At 62.6% G+C, this 14,625-nt stretch carries 15 protein-coding genes and 1 pseudogene; 10 read left to right on the top strand and 6 right to left on the bottom strand.

All coding sequences use genetic code 11. The features are described from left to right. Positions 1–122 precede the first annotated feature (122 nt). Entirely contained in the window at positions 123–335 is a 213-nt protein-coding gene (locus NTA49_RS02415) for a hypothetical protein (protein WP_258293053.1), read from the top strand. A gap of 6 nt (positions 336–341) precedes the next feature. Here NTA49_RS02415 and NTA49_RS02410 read toward each other — a convergent pair whose 3' ends face one another. The 3 genes from NTA49_RS02410 to NTA49_RS02400 form a co-directional block, all read right to left on the bottom strand. Then, complete coding sequence (locus tag NTA49_RS02410; protein WP_258293052.1) at positions 342–710, bottom strand: hypothetical protein; 369 nt, start codon at positions 708–710, stop codon at positions 342–344. Positions 711–713: 3 nt separating this feature from the next. After that, on the bottom strand, positions 714–1,082 hold the full coding sequence (locus NTA49_RS02405; RefSeq protein WP_258293051.1) for a DUF883 family protein: 369 nt from the start codon (positions 1,080–1,082) through the stop codon (positions 714–716). Between the two features lie 61 nt (positions 1,083–1,143). Beyond that, positions 1,144–1,998, bottom strand: a complete 855-nt coding sequence (locus NTA49_RS02400) for an LOG family protein (protein ID WP_258293050.1) — start codon at positions 1,996–1,998, stop codon at positions 1,144–1,146. Between the two features lie 162 nt (positions 1,999–2,160). Here NTA49_RS02400 and dapD point away from each other — a divergent pair, with 162 nt between their 5' ends. The 3 genes from dapD to NTA49_RS02385 all read left to right on the top strand — a co-directional run bounded on the left by dapD (position 2,161) and on the right by NTA49_RS02385 (position 3,720). Further along, the gene (dapD, locus tag NTA49_RS02395) at positions 2,161–2,988 is read left to right on the top strand and encodes a 2,3,4,5-tetrahydropyridine-2,6-dicarboxylate N-succinyltransferase (RefSeq protein WP_258293049.1); all 828 of its coding nucleotides are present in this window, start codon (positions 2,161–2,163) and stop codon (positions 2,986–2,988) included. A gap of 56 nt (positions 2,989–3,044) precedes the next feature. Beyond that, positions 3,045–3,299, top strand: a complete 255-nt coding sequence (locus NTA49_RS02390) for a GlsB/YeaQ/YmgE family stress response membrane protein (RefSeq protein ID WP_261368066.1) — start codon at positions 3,045–3,047, stop codon at positions 3,297–3,299. Between the two features lie 76 nt (positions 3,300–3,375). Next, positions 3,376–3,720, top strand: a complete 345-nt coding sequence (locus NTA49_RS02385; RefSeq protein ID WP_258293047.1) for a hypothetical protein — start codon at positions 3,376–3,378, stop codon at positions 3,718–3,720. Positions 3,721–3,766: 46 nt separating this feature from the next. Here the strand turns inward: NTA49_RS02385 and NTA49_RS02380 are convergent, their stop codons facing one another. Continuing rightward, entirely contained in the window at positions 3,767–4,861 is a 1,095-nt protein-coding gene (locus NTA49_RS02380; protein WP_258293046.1) for a Hint domain-containing protein, read from the bottom strand. 419 nt (positions 4,862–5,280) lie between these two features. On the opposite strand from NTA49_RS02380, the gene dapE reads away from it, so the two are divergent. The 6 genes from dapE to NTA49_RS02350 all read left to right on the top strand — a co-directional run bounded on the left by dapE (position 5,281) and on the right by NTA49_RS02350 (position 11,854). Beyond that, entirely contained in the window at positions 5,281–6,426 is a 1,146-nt protein-coding gene (gene dapE / locus NTA49_RS02375; RefSeq protein WP_258293045.1) for a succinyl-diaminopimelate desuccinylase, read from the top strand. Next, complete coding sequence (locus NTA49_RS02370) at positions 6,423–6,845, top strand: GNAT family N-acetyltransferase (RefSeq protein WP_258293044.1); 423 nt, start codon at positions 6,423–6,425, stop codon at positions 6,843–6,845. The genes dapE and NTA49_RS02370 overlap by 4 nt, the downstream gene beginning before the upstream one ends. Further along, a complete protein-coding gene (locus NTA49_RS02365; RefSeq protein ID WP_258293043.1) occupies positions 6,842–7,426 on the top strand; it encodes a TIGR04282 family arsenosugar biosynthesis glycosyltransferase in 585 nt (194 codons plus the stop codon). The genes NTA49_RS02370 and NTA49_RS02365 overlap by 4 nt, the downstream gene beginning before the upstream one ends. Positions 7,427–7,457: 31 nt before the next feature. After that, a complete protein-coding gene (gene rnr / locus NTA49_RS02360; protein ID WP_258293042.1) occupies positions 7,458–9,713 on the top strand; it encodes a ribonuclease R in 2,256 nt (751 codons plus the stop codon). 53 nt (positions 9,714–9,766) lie between these two features. Then, positions 9,767–10,477, top strand: a complete 711-nt coding sequence (locus NTA49_RS02355) for a helix-turn-helix transcriptional regulator (protein ID WP_258293041.1) — start codon at positions 9,767–9,769, stop codon at positions 10,475–10,477. A gap of 75 nt (positions 10,478–10,552) precedes the next feature. Further along, the gene (locus tag NTA49_RS02350) at positions 10,553–11,854 is read left to right on the top strand and encodes a lytic murein transglycosylase (RefSeq protein WP_258293040.1); all 1,302 of its coding nucleotides are present in this window, start codon (positions 10,553–10,555) and stop codon (positions 11,852–11,854) included. A gap of 157 nt (positions 11,855–12,011) precedes the next feature. Here NTA49_RS02350 and NTA49_RS02345 read toward each other — a convergent pair. Beyond that, positions 12,012–12,890 (bottom strand): annotated as a pseudogene (locus tag NTA49_RS02345) (ABC transporter permease); the annotation flags it as partial. A gap of 12 nt (positions 12,891–12,902) precedes the next feature. Continuing rightward, positions 12,903–14,615 carry an ABC transporter permease gene (locus tag NTA49_RS02340; RefSeq protein WP_258293038.1) on the bottom strand — a complete coding sequence of 571 codons (1,713 nt, stop codon included), beginning with the start codon at positions 14,613–14,615 and terminating at the stop codon, positions 12,903–12,905. Between the last annotated feature and the right edge of the window lie 10 nt (positions 14,616–14,625).

Below are 14,625 nucleotides of genomic sequence, written 5' to 3'. Positions count from 1 at the left end.
TTCTGGGGTGCTGGTGTCTTAATTGGACACAGTTGCCCCGAAGAAATCCCTATTGTGTACGATTTACGCCGAAAGACACCGCCATCCTGATCCTGCAATTAGGCAGGAACAGGAGAATTGAAATGTTGGACTTTTCGAACACAGATGCGGCACTTGCGGCCAAGGCCGTTGATCTGATCACCCAGGAACGCGCAAAGGCATTGTCCAAGCGTGAGTGGAAGCATCGGATTGCCGGATACGGCTATTGCATCCGCGACACCCAGCACGGTCAGATCGTGGAAACCCTGCCGCACCATATTCCGGTCTGTACGCTTCCCGCCGAACTGTGTGCCTGATCTTGGTCAACGCCGGCGTGCGGCCATACCTTGGGTCAGGCCCTGAACGAACGCCGCAGCAAGCGGCGGCATCGGGCTAGCGGCAGGTGGTGGTGGCGCTGTAGCGCTGGCCTGTGCGGTCGGCGACGCGGCCAGCGATGCCTCTGATACTGGCACGCGGGGTTTGCGGGCGACGAACATCAGGATCAGCCCAAGGCCAAAGAATGCCCCGCCCATGATCGCGCAGGCCGTGATCGGGTCGGTGACCGTCAGCAGCAGCATCAACCCCGATGCGCAGAGAAATCCCAGGCCGATCAAGGCCATCAACCCACCAAGGCCGCCAAGCGCATAGCGCCGGACGGCCAGATGGATGCGATACCGCAGTCCCAATAACATGTCTTAGTTCCGGCGCGTGGTCATCATGCCCACCAGAAAGCCCAGGCCAGCGGCAATACCAACGGCCAGTGCGGGCTGTTTGCGCACCGCGTCTTCTGCCTGACCGTAATACTGTTCGGCCATGTCCTGCACCTGCTCGCCTGCCTCGGCGGCACGCACGCGGGCATAGGTCGCCTGCTCCGAAGCAGTATTCTTCAAATCGGAAACGCCCTGTTTGACGCGGGCAGATGCCTCGTCTTTCTTATGGCTTGTCAATTGCCCCAGCAGAGTCGTCAGCTGAGCAATGTCCGCCTTGATCAATTCAAGCTGCGCGGACACGTCCGAGGTGTCGGTCGCCTGCGGTTTCGTCTTGGATGCTACTGTGCTCGCCATGGGGCCCCCTAGAGTTCAATATTCAAAGCCCCAACGCAGAGCGCCGCGGTTTGGTTCCCGATTATCTTCCGGGAATCGTTTCGCGGGGTTGTGTGGTCTCCCAGCCGTCGATTACGTCCATCGCTTCCTGCGCGGTTTCGACGAAGCGGAACAGCTCGAGGTCCTGCGGCGAAATTGTGCCCGCGTCGGCCAACGCCTCCCAATTGATGATCTTTTCCCAGAAATCCCGGCCGAACAGAAGGAACGGCACACGCTCCATGCGCCCGGTCTGGATCAGGGTCAGCGCCTCGAACATTTCGTCCATGGTGCCAAAGCCGCCCGGAAACACGCAGATCGCGCGGGCACGCATCAGGAAGTGCATCTTGCGGATGGCGAAGTAGTGAAAGTTGAAGCAAAGCTCGGGCGTCACATAGGCGTTCGGTGCCTGCTCGTGCGGCAAAACGATGCTGAGCCCGATCGACTTGCCGCCTGCCTCGCTTGCACCGCGGTTGCCCGCCTCCATCACGCCGGGACCGCCGCCGGTGACGATGATGTTCTCGTGACCATCGCTTTCCAGTGATCGCAGGGTCATCTGATGCGCGAACTCCTGTGCGACGTCGTAGAAGTGCGACAGATCAGCCAGCGTCTGGGTGCGGGCCCTATCCCTGTTCGCCGGGGCGGGAATGCGTGCGCCACCAAAGAGAACGATGGTTGATCGGATGTCCTGTTCGTCCAGCAGCAAGGTGGTCTTGAGCAATTCCAGTTGCAGACGCACCGGGCGCAGTTCCTCGCGGCAGAGGAAATCGTCGTCGGCAAAGGCAAGCTTGTAGGCCGACGCGCGGGTTTGCGGCGTATCGGGCGCGTCCTTGACTTTGGTGCGGTCGACGCCTGCGTGGCGCAGGGGGTGACGTGCGGTGTGGTCGGCAGGCTTGGTCATTGTCTCTCCGGTGTCCGTGTTGTCGGCAACATGCCTTGGTTTGGCAGCATTGGAAACGCGATAGTGGGCCTCCGCCGATGCCTCTGCGTCACCCACATGCATTGCGCGAGGGCCCCTCAGAGGCTAAAGGGGCTGAAATGTCCCAACACTGGAATTATTGCCATGTCCAACGCACACCTTGAATCCTCAATCGAAGCTGCATGGGAAGCCCGCGACAGCATTTCGTCGGCAACCACGGGTGAAACCCGCGAGGCCATCGAAGAGACGCTGAACGCGCTGGACAGCGGCAAGCTGCGCGTCGCCGAGAAACAGGCGGACGGGGCGTGGCACGTCAACCAGTGGGCCAAGAAGGCGGTTCTGCTGGGATTTCGGATCAAGGACATGGAACTGCAAGAAGGCGGCCCCCAGGGCGGCGGTTGGTGGGACAAGGTTGACAGCAAGTTCAAGGGCTGGGGCGATGCCGAATGGAAATCGGCTGGCTTTCGCGCCGTGCCGAACTGCGTCGTACGCAAATCGGCGTTCATCGCACCCGGCGTGGTTCTCATGCCGTCCTTCGTGAACCTGGGCGCCTATGTGGACGAGGGCACGATGGTCGACACGTGGGCGACCGTCGGCAGCTGCGCGCAGATCGGCAAGAACGTGCACCTGTCGGGTGGCGTTGGCATCGGCGGCGTACTTGAGCCGATGCAGGCCGGTCCGACCATCATCGAAGACAACTGCTTTATCGGGGCGCGTTCCGAGGTCGTCGAAGGCTGCATCGTGCGCGAAGGGTCGGTCCTGGGCATGGGCGTGTTCATCGGCCAGTCGACCAAGATCGTGGACCGTGAAACCGGCGAATTCACCTATGGCGAAGTGCCTGCGGGGTCCGTCGTTGTGGCCGGAACGATGCCGTCCAAGAACAACGTCAGCCTCTATTGCGCGGTGATTGTCAAAAAGGTCGACGCAAGGACACGGTCGAAAACCTCTATCAACGAATTGCTGCGCACCTGATGGAACAAAACCCGCCCCTGCCCGTTGTATCGGCGAAATACTCATAGGAGAGACAGATGACGGGCATAGGTTGGTTCGCCGCCATTATCGTAGGCGCCCTTGCGGGTTGGATTGCTGAGAAGATCATGAATTCCAGCATGGGGTTGCTTGCAAACATCGGCCTGGGGATCGTGGGTGCCATCGTCGCCAACTTTCTGCTGGTCGCCATCGTCGGCAGCACGCTGGGTGGCTGGATCGGGCAGCTGATCGTGGGCGTGATAGGCGCATGTCTGTTGATCTGGATCACACGTCTGATCCGAGGGCGCGCCTGAGGCTTTTCAGCTCGCCCCTTTTCAGAACGACAATAACACGCTAGGGCTGCCGCACATTCATGCGGCGGCCCTATTCATGTCTGAGACCAAGAAACCCAAGAAACCTTCGCGCCAGCAGGTCTATACCCTGCTGGTCCAGATCGGCCGGAAAAAGGGCGACGGGCTGCCGGACAAGGCGACAGGTGCTGCGCTGATGTGCTTTGCCAGCGGCGTGGACGAGGCCGAGGCCGTGCGCGAAACCGTGGCCATCCTGAAGCAGGCGGATACCGCCCCGCTGGACGTCACGGGCTATGGCACCTTGGCCGAGCGTGAGGAAGAAGGCCACGAGATCGACGACGAAGAACGCGCACTGATGCAGCAGGCGCTGGATGAGAACGCGGTGATCGTGGCACAGGTCACGCCGTTCTTCGACCCACTCTAGAGAGCTTGGCCTGCTGCTTCTAGGATGAAGCGGCAGGCCTGTGGTGTCACGCGGCGCGCTGATCGGTCAGCGTGATCGCCTCGAACCATTTCAGCACCGGGAATGCGGGCTTGCCGTGTTCAGGCAAGGTGGACCGTTCGAGATTCTGCAAGGCGCTGTTGATCAGCAGGTCGGATTTGCGGCGCAGACGCCCGATATAGAGACTTTCGACCCAGGTGCCCGCAGTCAGCAGCGTCTCGTGGCCCGGCAACAGCAACTGCGTATAGGTGATGACTGGCCCGCTGGGCGCGGGGTGTGCTGCATGTCCGTTCATCAGGTGGCGGGCAGGCACCAGAACGGCCTCTTGGTTGAACAGATACTCCACATCCGACCCGCGCAGCACCAGGCGTTGATCCGGTGCGACAACGATGTCCTGTTGCAGGTCGAAATAGGGCGCGCGCAGCCGCACGGGCGAAAAGCTGCCCCTTGCGGGAACGGTCCGGTCAATGCGGTGCAGCACGGGCACGACGCCCGAACGTTCGGTCATGACCGTATCGCCACGCTGCAATTCGCCCACGGGCCGGTAACCATGCGGCGTGGCCGCCATCACCGAGGGGTCCAGCGAGGGCATCGGTCCGATGGGCTCAACTTCGGTCGAGACGGCGGCAAAGATCACGTCCTGCGCCAGAACGCGGTCGCTTTGCCCCAGAATCAGGTCGCGCAGGTCCGATACCAGGAACGGCTTGGGGTCCGCGATCTGCACGACCAGCACCTCGCCCTGCTCGGGCTCCTCGATCGACAGCCGCGCCCATTTGGTTGCGGTGTCCCAGGCATATGTCACGCGCAGCACGTCGGTGCGTGCGAACGTCTTGCGCCGGATGGCACCGTGCACGACCGTGCCATTGTGGTTGTGCACCATCGAGATGCCGCCACCCGGTATCGCCTGAAAGGTCAGGCTGCGCGGCCACGGATGGCAGGCGGAAAAGCCGAACAGTTCCTGCGGGCGGCCATCGGGCGACATGCGTGTCTCCAGCATCAGGCTGCCGCGTGTCAGCAGCCCGCCATCGGCCGTGTCGCACCGGGGTGCATCGTGGTGGTCCAGTCCCAACCCGTTGGCGCAAAAGCGGCCCTCGCGGGTGTCGAGTAGTGCAATCCAAGCCATATCAGGCGACCTTTTGTGCGCGGCGCCACAGGTCCGCTTCATAGTGTTTCAGTGTCCGTCGCGCGGCGGGGGAATAGCCTCCGCCGTTTGATGGGTCGGAATGGGAAAGCGAGTCTGGCTTGCGGGGGATTGATACTGAAATTTGTGGTGCTGCGATCATGTCTGCCTCTTGCCCTTGAAGCGAGACAGAACGATCAGCAGCGCACAGTTGACCTGTGCCCATTGCGCCATGCGGTTGTTGCATGTTTGTGCCATACGTTGATGGCGATACTGCTGAATGCCCTGCCTCGGGTCATGTTATTGGGCGTGAGCCTAGCATGTAATTTCCGAGTTTGGTAACAGAATATTCAAGTAAACGCCGCGCTTGCGGGCCACTCTTGCCGCAATGTCGCCAACACCCATTGATCCAAGGATACCTCATGCCCCCCATTGACCCCGCCGAACTGACCGCCGAACTGGTCAAATGCGCCTCTGTCACGCCAGCGGATGCCGGGGCGCTGGATGTGCTAGCGGACGCGTTGTCCCAGGCGGGGTTTGCTGTGACATGGGCGGATCGTGGGGGGATCCGCAATCTCTTTGCGCGCTGGGGCGAAAAGGGGCACGCGCGCACCTTCGGCTTCAACGGCCACACAGATGTGGTCCCGGTGGGCAATGAAAGCGCGTGGACCCATCCGCCATTTTCCGCCGATGTCGTCGACGGGGTGATGTACGGGCGCGGCACGACCGACATGAAATCGGGCGTAGCCGCCTTTGTTGCCGCTGCCATCGACTTTGTCCGGGACACCCCGCCCGAGGGTGCGATTATCATCGCGATCACCGGTGACGAGGAAGGCGATGCAGAGCACGGCACCACCGCCCTGCTGGACCACATGGACAAGCATGGCGAGGCGATGACCGTCTGCCTGGTGGGCGAGCCGACCTGCCCTGAAACCATGGGCGAGATGATCAAGATCGGGCGGCGCGGGTCGATGACCGCCTGGATCGAGGTGACCGGCAAGCAGGGTCATTCTGCCTATCCGCACCGCGCGTTGAACCCGCTGCCCGCAATGGTGCGTCTGATGGACCGGCTGGCCAGCTATCCGCTGGATGAGGGCACCGACCATTTCGACCCCTCGACGCTGGCGGTGGTGACCGTGGACACCAGCAACCCCGCGACCAACGTGATCCCCGCGTCATGTTCGGCCTGCGTGAACATCCGTTTCAACGACATCCATTCCGGCGACAGCCTCAGCCAGTGGCTGCACGACAACGTGGGTCAGGTGATCGAGGAATTCGGCGTAAAGATCGATATGCGCATCAAGGTTTCGGGTGAAGCGTTTCTGACACCCCCCGGCGATCTGTCCACGTTGGTCAGCACCGCTGTCGAGGCTGAAACGGGGATCAAACCGCTCTTGTCCACCACCGGCGGCACCTCGGACGCGCGTTTCGTCAAGAACCACTGCCCCGTGGTCGAATTTGGTCTGGTTGGTCAGTCGATGCATCAGGTGGACGAACACGTGCGCGTTGAACATATCCATCAGCTGAAAGCCATCTATGGCCGCATCCTGCGTGATTATTTCGCATGACGGTCGAGATCGCGCAGACTCGTGATATCGCCGCCTGCCGCGCGTTGCGGCGGACCGTTTTCATAGAGGAACAGCAGGTGCCCGAAGCCGACGAGATCGACGATCTGGACGACGAGGCGCTGCATGTTCTGGCGACTGACGCTGGCCGTCCCGTGGGGTCGGCGCGGATTTTGCTGTCGGCAGAGACCGCCAAGATCGGGCGCGTCTGCGTGTTGCAGGGCATGCGCGGCACCGGGTTGGGCGCCGCGCTGATCCGCGCAGCATTGGAGATTGCCCGACAAGAACCCGGCATCACGCGGGCCAAGCTGGGATCGCAGGAACACGCGATACCGTTCTATGAGAAGTTGGGGTTCGCCGCCTTTGGGCCGGTCTATTTGGACGCAGGCATCCGCCACCGCGACATGGAACGGGCCCTGTGAAACCGACGCTTGTCGTCATGGTCAAGGAACCGCGTGCGGGTCGGGTGAAGACGCGGCTGGGGCGCGACATCGGAATGACCGCCGCCGCGTGGTGGTTCCGCCATCAGGTGCGCCGCCTTCTGCGTCAGACTGTCGATCCGCGCTGGGCAACGGTTCTGGCCGTAGCACCCGACCGCGCCGGGATGACCAGCCGCGTCTGGCCTGCGCATCTGCCTCGCTGGCCCCAGGGGCGCGGCGATCTGGGGGACCGTATGGCACGGATGATGGCGCGCGCAGGTGGTCCGGTCTGCGTGATCGGGGCCGACGTGCCGGGCATCACACGCGCGCATATTGCCAGCGCTTTTGCCGCGCTCGGCGACCATGATGCGGTGTTCGGTCCGGCGGAAGACGGCGGCTATTGGCTGATCGGCCTGCGCCGTGCGCGTCCCTTGCCGCGCGGGCTGTTCCAGGGCGTGCGCTGGTCCACCGAACACGCGCTGGCAGACACATGCGCCAGCCTGCCGGGGCTTCGCATCGCCCAGATAGAGACGCTGCGCGACGTGGACACCGTCGCCGATCTGGACATGACAAATAGCCGATGACGCTGCCCCATGCCCGTGCTACCTCGGAGATATGAGCCGTATACCTTCAAAACCCGAAATTCTCGACTGGATTGCCGCCAATCCGACCCTGACCGCCAAGCGTGACATCGCCAAGGCCTTCGGGATCAAGGGTGCGGCCCGGATCGACCTGAAACGTCTGCTGCGCGAACTGGAAGACGAGGGTCATCTGGAAAAGCGCAAGCGGTCCTATCAGGACCCCGACCGCCTGCCGCCCGTCAGCATCCTGCAGGTGTTGGCCCCGGACAAGAATGGCGATCTGTTCGCCCGCCCGCTGGAGTGGCACGGCGAGGGCGTGGAGCCTGTGGTGCTGATGATCACCCGCACTTCTGATCCAGCGCTGGGCGAGGGCGACCGTATTCTGGCGCGTCTGACCGTGGTGACCGCCGAGGATCACAACTACGAGGCGCGGATGATCCGGCGCGTCGGCTCGAACCCCAAGAAGATTCTTGGCGTGTTCCGCAAGACGGCCGAGGGCGGGCGTATCCTGCCGGTGGACAAGGGTGCCGACAAGGAATGGCAGGTGTCCGCCGATGCTACGGGCGGCGCGCGTGACGGCGAACTGGTCGAGGCGGAGCTGGCCGGGCCTGCCCGCATGGGTCTGCCCCGCGCGCGGATCGTCGAGCGGCTGGGTGATCCATCGGCCCCCAAGGCGGTGTCGCTGATCGCGATCCGCCAACACGGCATTCCCGACGACTTCCCCGACGAGGTGGTCGCAGAGGCCGACGCGATGAAGCCCATGGGCCTGAAGGGTCGCGAGGACCTGCGCGACATGCCCCTGATCACCATCGACCCGTGGGATGCGCGCGACCACGACGACGCCTGCTATGCCCATCCCGATGACGATCCCAAGAACGAAGGTGGCCATATCATCTGGGTCGCGATTGCTGATGTGGCGGCCTATGTCACCCCCGGCTCGGCGCTGGACCGCGAGGCGCGCAAACGGGGCAACTCGACCTATTTCCCCGACCGCGTGGTGCCGATGCTGCCTGACCGGCTGTCGGGCGATCTGTGCAGCCTGCACGAGGGCGTGCCGCGCGCCTGTATTGCCGTGCGCATGCAGATCGACGCCCACGGCGAAAAGATCAGCCACCACTTCGTGCGCGGACTGATGCGCTCGCCTGCCTCGCTGAACTATGAAGAGGTGCAGGCGGCCATCGACGGCAACCCGAATGACCGCTGTGGCCCCTTGCTAGAGCCTGTTTTGCAACCTCTTTACGATGCCTATGCCGCCTTGGTCAAAGCGCGCCACCTGCGTCAACCGCTGGAGCTGGACCTGCCAGAGCGTCAGATCGTGCTGGAGGACGACGGCACCGTCAGTTCCGTGAACTTCAAGGAGCGGCTGGACGCGCATCGCCTGATCGAGGAATTCATGGTGCTGGCCAATGTCGCCGCCGCCGAAACCCTGATCGCCAAAAAACAGCCGCTGCTGTTCCGGGTGCACGAGGAACCCAGCCCCGAAAAGCTGAACGCGCTGCGCGAAACGGCGCTGGAGGCAGGCTTTCCACTGGCGAAGGGGCAGGTGCTGAAAACCATGCACCTGAACCGGCTGCTGGCCGCCGCTGCCGGGTCCGAAGATGCAGAGCTGATCAATATCTCGACCCTGCGTTCGATGATGCAGGCCTATTACGGGCCGCAAAACTTCGGCCACTTCGGTCTGGCGCTGCGCAATTACGCCCATTTCACCTCGCCGATCCGACGCTATGCCGATCTGATCGTGCACCGCGCGCTGGTGACGGCGCATGGCTGGGGTAAGGACGGGCTGAAGCCCGAAGACATCGAACGGCTAGAAGAGACCGGGCAACACATTTCAGACACCGAGCGGCGGTCTATGGTCGCCGAACGGGACACGACCGACCGCTATCTGGCTTCTTACCTGTCGGAACGCGTGGGCGACGAGTTCACCGGGCGGATCAGTGGCGTCGCCAAGTTCGGAGCCTTCGTCAAGCTGGACGACAGCGGCGCCGATGGTCTGGTGCCGATCCGCACGCTGGGCCGCGAGTTCTTTCACTTTGACCGCGAAGCGGGCACGCTGATGGGGGCCGACACCGGCCTGACGATCAGCATCGGCCAGCGGGTTACAGCGCGACTGACCGAAGCGGCCCCCGTGACGGGGGGCATCGCATTGGAGTTGCTGTCGGTCGACGGAGACAAGATGCCCCAGGGTGGCAGCCGATCACCCGCTGGCCGCGCACCCCGGCGCAAGGTGGCCAAGGGCAAACGCAAGGCCGACAAGATCAAGCGCAAGGTCAGCCGCAAACGCAGCTGAGGCGCGACACATCTGCTGTCATTTTCTGACAGCAGATGTGCTATAAGGGCCGTATGAGCCGCACCCACCGCCTGTTCCAACTGATGCAACATCTGCGCCGCCTGTCGCCGCCCGTCACGGCGCAGCACCTGGCCTGCGACATGGATGTGTCGCTGCGCACCGTGTACCGCGATATCGACGCGCTGCGGGGTCTGGGTGCCGTGATCGACGGCGAGGCGGGCTTTGGCTTTACCCTGATCGAAGACGCGACGCTGCCGCCGCTGGGGTTCGAGGATGACGAGCTGGAGGCGCTGGTTCTGGGTCTGCGCGATGTCGCGGTGATCGGCGACCCGGCGCTGGCCAAGGCGGCTGAATCGGCGCTGGTCAAGATACAGGCCCGTGTCCCGCCCCGTCAGGCCCACCGTTTGAAACATGCCATTCTGGACGCGCAGCGATTTCGCCGCCCGTGCCCGCCGACGATCGACGTAGGGCGATTGCGCAGTGCCACGTGGGAGGAGCTTTGCGTGCGGTTCGCCTATTCCGACGCAGCGGCGCAGCAGACCGAGCGGACGGTGCGCCCGCTGGGCATCGTCTACCTGGATCAAAACAACGTACTGCTGGCTTGGTGCCTGTTGCGGCAGGATTTCCGCACCTTCCGGCTGGACCGGATGCACGACCTTGAGGTGACAGGCACCAGCTTTCGACCGCACCGCGTGGCGCTGCTGCGCCAGCACCTGGAGCGGATTCGTGCCGAGAGCTGTGCCCATGACGCGGGCGGTGCCTGATCTCTTTCGATATGCCATGATTGCCGCTAGGCTTGTGCCAATCACGCGACAAAAGCAGCGAGAATCGAGGCAAACATGCGGTACATCGCACTCACAGCGGCAGCGCTGGGTACATTTTTGGGCGGTCCGCTGAAAGCGGACGATCCGGTCGAGGGCTCTGCCCGCCCGGTGCTGCGCCCGCAGCCTGCGGCATCGGCCAAGGACACGACCGTCGCACCTGTTCCCGTCGCTGATGCAGACGCGCAGGCGCAGTCGAATGCGGATTTTCAGCGCTGGATCGAGGCATTCTATCCCAGGGCCGTGGCCAAGGGCATCCGTCAAGCGACGCTGGATCGCGCCTTTGACGGGGTCAGCTATGATGTTGACGTCGTGCGGCGCGATCGCAATCAGTCCGAGTTTACCAAGACGATCTGGGAATATCTGGACACGGCTGTCTCTGACGTGCGCATCGCCAACGGGCAGACCGCGCTGCGCGACAACAGCGCAGCACTGGACCGGATCGAGGCGGCCTACGGCGTGGACAAGCACGTCGTGACGGCGATCTGGGGTCTGGAAAGCGCCTATGGCGGGTTTCGCGGCTCTAACAACACGGTTCAGAGCCTTGCGACGCTGGCCTACGACGCACGGCGCAGTGCGTTCTTTGAAGAGCAGTTGCTGGCGGCGCTGGCGATCCTGGAAAACGGCGATGTGCCTGCCAGCCGGATGAACGGCAGCTGGGCGGGTGCGATGGGACACACGCAGTTCATGCCCACGTCATATCTGGCACATGCGGTTGATTTCACCAAAGACGGCAAGCGCGACATCTGGTCGGATGATCCGACGGATGCGCTGGCGTCAACGGCGGCCTATCTCAAGCATCATGGCTGGCAGACGGGCATGCCATGGGGCGTCGAGGTAACGCTGCCAGAAGGGTTCGACTATACCCAAGCCGACCGGGACATCACGCGATTGCCATCGGTCTGGGCGCGCATGGGTGTCGCCGGCGTGGGCGGTGCGGTGCCGGACCACGGACCGGCGGCGATCCTGCTGCCCGCCGGATCGCGGGGCGTGGCGTTTCTGGTGTTCGAGAATTTCAAGGCCATAGAGGCGTATAACTCTGCCGATGCCTATGTGATCGGCGTCGGGCACTTGGCAGACCGCATTCGGGGCGGTGCCGGCTTCAGGGCCGACTGGCCGCTGGGCGACCGCGCGCTGAGCTATGACGAGCGGATCGAGTTGCAGGAGCGGCTGACGGCGCAGGGGTTCGACACGCAGAAGATCGACGCCAAGATCGGGCCGCTGACGGTGGCCGCGGTGCGGCGGTTTCAGGTATCGAAAGGGATGGTGCCGGATGGCTATGCCTCGCTGCGCCTGCTGGAGCGGCTGCGCGGCGGCTAAAGCCTTTCTTGAAAATAATGATAGAAAAACCATCACCTGACGCGTTGAAATCTGTGATTTCAGGCAGCGTCAAGTGAGTCAGGTTTTTTCGAAAGTGCCAAAGGGGCAGGACCGGGGCGCTGCCCCGGACCCCGGGATATTTCAAGCCAGAAGAAACCTAGCTTTCGACGATACCGCGCAGACGTTCCGAGCGGCGGCGCAGCAGTTCGACGACTGTGAGCAGCAGGATCGAGATGCCCACCAGAAGCGTGGCAACCGCAAGGATCGTCGGGCTGATCTGTTCGCGCAGGCCGGTGAACATCTGCCAGGGCAATGTCTTTTGGCCCGCCGAGCCGACGAAGAGAACCACGACCACCTCGTCGAAGGACGTGATGAAGGCGAAGAGGCCGCCCGAGATTACGCCGGGCAGGATCAGCGGCATCTGCACGCGAAAGAAGGTGGTGACCGGATCTGCCCCCATGTTCGCGGCAGCGCGGGTCAGCGAGCGGTCAAAGCCGACCAACGTGGCTGTCACGGTGATGATGACGAAGGGAATTCCCAGCACCGCGTGGGCCAGGATGACCTTGACGTAGCCCACGAAATCCCGGTCGAGCCCCAGTGTCGCCTCGAGCCAGTTGCCCAGAGCCGAGTAGAAGAAGAACATGCCGGTCGCAGAGATGATCAGCGGAACGATCATCGGCGAGATCAGGATCGCCATGATCGTGCCTTTGAACGGGACGTGGCTTTGCGACAGGCCGACGGCGGCAAGCGTGCCCAGCGACACCGAGATGATCGTCGCGATGGGCGCGATTATCAGCGAGTTCTTCAGGCTGCGTTGCCATTCGTTATTGGTAAAGAAGTCCTGATAGTGCTTCAGGGAATAGCCGTCCGGGTCAAGCCGGAGCATTTCGGGCGTGAAGGTGAAGAAGTTCTCGGCGTTGAAGCTGAGTGGCATCACCACGAGGATCGGCGTGATCAGAAATATGAAGATCAGCGCGCAGATCACGCGAAAGGCGTAATACCAGATCCGTTGTGGCGTCGTTGCATAAGGAGGCAAGCCCATAATCAGTTATCCCAGTTTCACGTTGTCGATGCCGACGATCCGGTCGTAGCACCAGTAAAGGACGAGAACGACCGCCAGCAGGATCGTCCCTAATGCGGCTGCTAGGCCCCAGTTCAAAGAGGACGAAATGTGGTAGGCGATGCGGTTGGAGATGAACACGCCGCTGGTCCCGCCGACGATTTCGGGGGTGATGTAGTAGCCGATGGACAGGATGAACACGAGGATCGATCCCGCACCAATGCCCGGAACCGACTGCGGGAAGTAGACGCGCCAGAAGGCGGTCCAGTTCGTCGCACCCAGTGACTTGGCCGCGCGCAGATAGCTGGGTGGCACGGTCTGCATCACCGAATACATCGGCAGGATCATGAACGGCAGCAGGATGTGCGTCATCGCGACGATCGTGCCGAACTGGTTGTTGATCATGACCAGCCGGTTGGCGTCGTCCACCAGCCCGATCCAGACCAACACGTCGTTGATGACGCCCTGGGATTGCAGCATCACCTTCCACGCCGATGTCCGCACCAGAAGCGAGGTCCAGAAGGGCAAAAGCACCAGGATCATCAGCAGGTTCGCCTTGTACGCGGGCAGGTTGGCCAGGAGCCAAGCCACCGGATAGCCCAGCAGGATGCACGAGCCGGTGATCATCAGCGACATGAACAGCGTGCGACCAAAGAGCGTCAGCAGGATCTGCTTTTCCTCGGGCTGCCATTCATAGCCGTCGGGTGTTTTCTGCGCGTCGATGGCGTTCAGGAAGTAACCGGCGGTGTATTTGGACGAATGTGTCTGGATGGTTTCCCAGGGTGTGACAGTGCCCCATTCCTCGTCGATTTCCGCAAGTGTTTCCCGGTAGGAAGGGACATTGAAATCAACGGCCTGTGCTTGCTGCAAGAGGGCTGCGCGCTCTGCGCTCAGACCGGACAGGTCAGCGGTTGGCAGCTCTTCCAGCAGCGCCAGCGACACCAGTTCCCATGGGTCACGCTCGGCTGGGTTACGTTCGTCTTCCGTCACGGTGTAGACGGCCCATTCGGTATAGGTGCGCGCGGTGCGTGGCAGGACCGCGGCAATCTCGGCGCTGGGTACAAAGTCCATTTCGGCAGAGGCGGCGCTGTCGTTCAGTCGACCGATGCGGTCGCGCATGTTGCTCAGCAGGGTGGTGTTGCCTTCGCCGCTGCCTGCATCCATCAGCGCATACCATGTCTCGCCTTCACCGAAGGCCGGAACGGCATCTTCAAGCGCGTCGGCGGCGTCTCCGGCCAGATCGTCGACGCCGCGGCCCGATTGGCGGAACAGCGAGGAAATACCGGTTTGTTCATAATTCAGGCGGGACCCAAGGCGGGTGTGCCGCTTGGCTTCGGCGGCGACAAACAGGTCGTCGTACATCGCCTTGTAGACATCTTCGGACGGGAGATTGCCGGACTCGGCCTCCCAGCTGGCCAGTCGCTGCACGGTATAGGGCAGGGTGTTCGAGACGATATCGTTTTCGACAGACCGGAACAGCATGGAGCCGATCGGAATGATGAAGGTGACCAGAACGAAGATCAGCAACGGGGCGACCAACAGCAGGGCCCGGCCCTTTTGACGCCGTAAGGCGCGTGAAAGGCTGCGTTTCAGCGGTGTGCCGTCGGCGGCAAGAACGGGCCCGGACTCGGTGGGCGCGTTCGGCACAGGTGCGACAGGCACGGGGCCTGCGACGGCGTCATCATCTTTTGCGTTGCTCATCATCGGTCTC

The sequence above is a fragment of the Pseudosulfitobacter koreensis genome (genome assembly GCF_024733015.1).
Lineage (GTDB): Bacteria > Pseudomonadota > Alphaproteobacteria > Rhodobacterales > Rhodobacteraceae > Pseudosulfitobacter > Pseudosulfitobacter koreensis.
The sequence above is the reverse complement of the archived record's forward strand: the minus strand, read 5'-3'. Positions and strand labels throughout refer to the sequence as shown.

Excerpts from the sequence above, each read along its gene's own strand:
- NTA49_RS02415 (WP_258293053.1), top strand. The coding sequence starts at position 123 with ATGTTGGACTTTTCGAACACAGATGCGGCACTTGCGGCCAAGGCCGTT.
- NTA49_RS02410 (WP_258293052.1), bottom strand. The coding sequence starts at position 710 with ATGTTATTGGGACTGCGGTATCGCATCCATCTGGCCGTCCGGCGCTAT.
- NTA49_RS02405 (WP_258293051.1), bottom strand. The coding sequence starts at position 1,082 with ATGGCGAGCACAGTAGCATCCAAGACGAAACCGCAGGCGACCGACACC.
- NTA49_RS02400 (WP_258293050.1), bottom strand. The coding sequence starts at position 1,998 with ATGACCAAGCCTGCCGACCACACCGCACGTCACCCCCTGCGCCACGCA.
- dapD (WP_258293049.1), top strand. The coding sequence starts at position 2,161 with ATGTCCAACGCACACCTTGAATCCTCAATCGAAGCTGCATGGGAAGCC.
- NTA49_RS02390 (WP_261368066.1), top strand. The coding sequence starts at position 3,045 with ATGACGGGCATAGGTTGGTTCGCCGCCATTATCGTAGGCGCCCTTGCG.
- NTA49_RS02385 (WP_258293047.1), top strand. The coding sequence starts at position 3,376 with ATGTCTGAGACCAAGAAACCCAAGAAACCTTCGCGCCAGCAGGTCTAT.
- NTA49_RS02380 (WP_258293046.1), bottom strand. The coding sequence starts at position 4,861 with ATGGCTTGGATTGCACTACTCGACACCCGCGAGGGCCGCTTTTGCGCC.
- dapE (WP_258293045.1), top strand. The coding sequence starts at position 5,281 with ATGCCCCCCATTGACCCCGCCGAACTGACCGCCGAACTGGTCAAATGC.
- NTA49_RS02370 (WP_258293044.1), top strand. The coding sequence starts at position 6,423 with ATGACGGTCGAGATCGCGCAGACTCGTGATATCGCCGCCTGCCGCGCG.
- rnr (WP_258293042.1), top strand. The coding sequence starts at position 7,458 with ATGAGCCGTATACCTTCAAAACCCGAAATTCTCGACTGGATTGCCGCC.
- NTA49_RS02355 (WP_258293041.1), top strand. The coding sequence starts at position 9,767 with ATGAGCCGCACCCACCGCCTGTTCCAACTGATGCAACATCTGCGCCGC.
- NTA49_RS02350 (WP_258293040.1), top strand. The coding sequence starts at position 10,553 with ATGCGGTACATCGCACTCACAGCGGCAGCGCTGGGTACATTTTTGGGC.
- NTA49_RS02340 (WP_258293038.1), bottom strand. The coding sequence starts at position 14,615 with ATGAGCAACGCAAAAGATGATGACGCCGTCGCAGGCCCCGTGCCTGTC.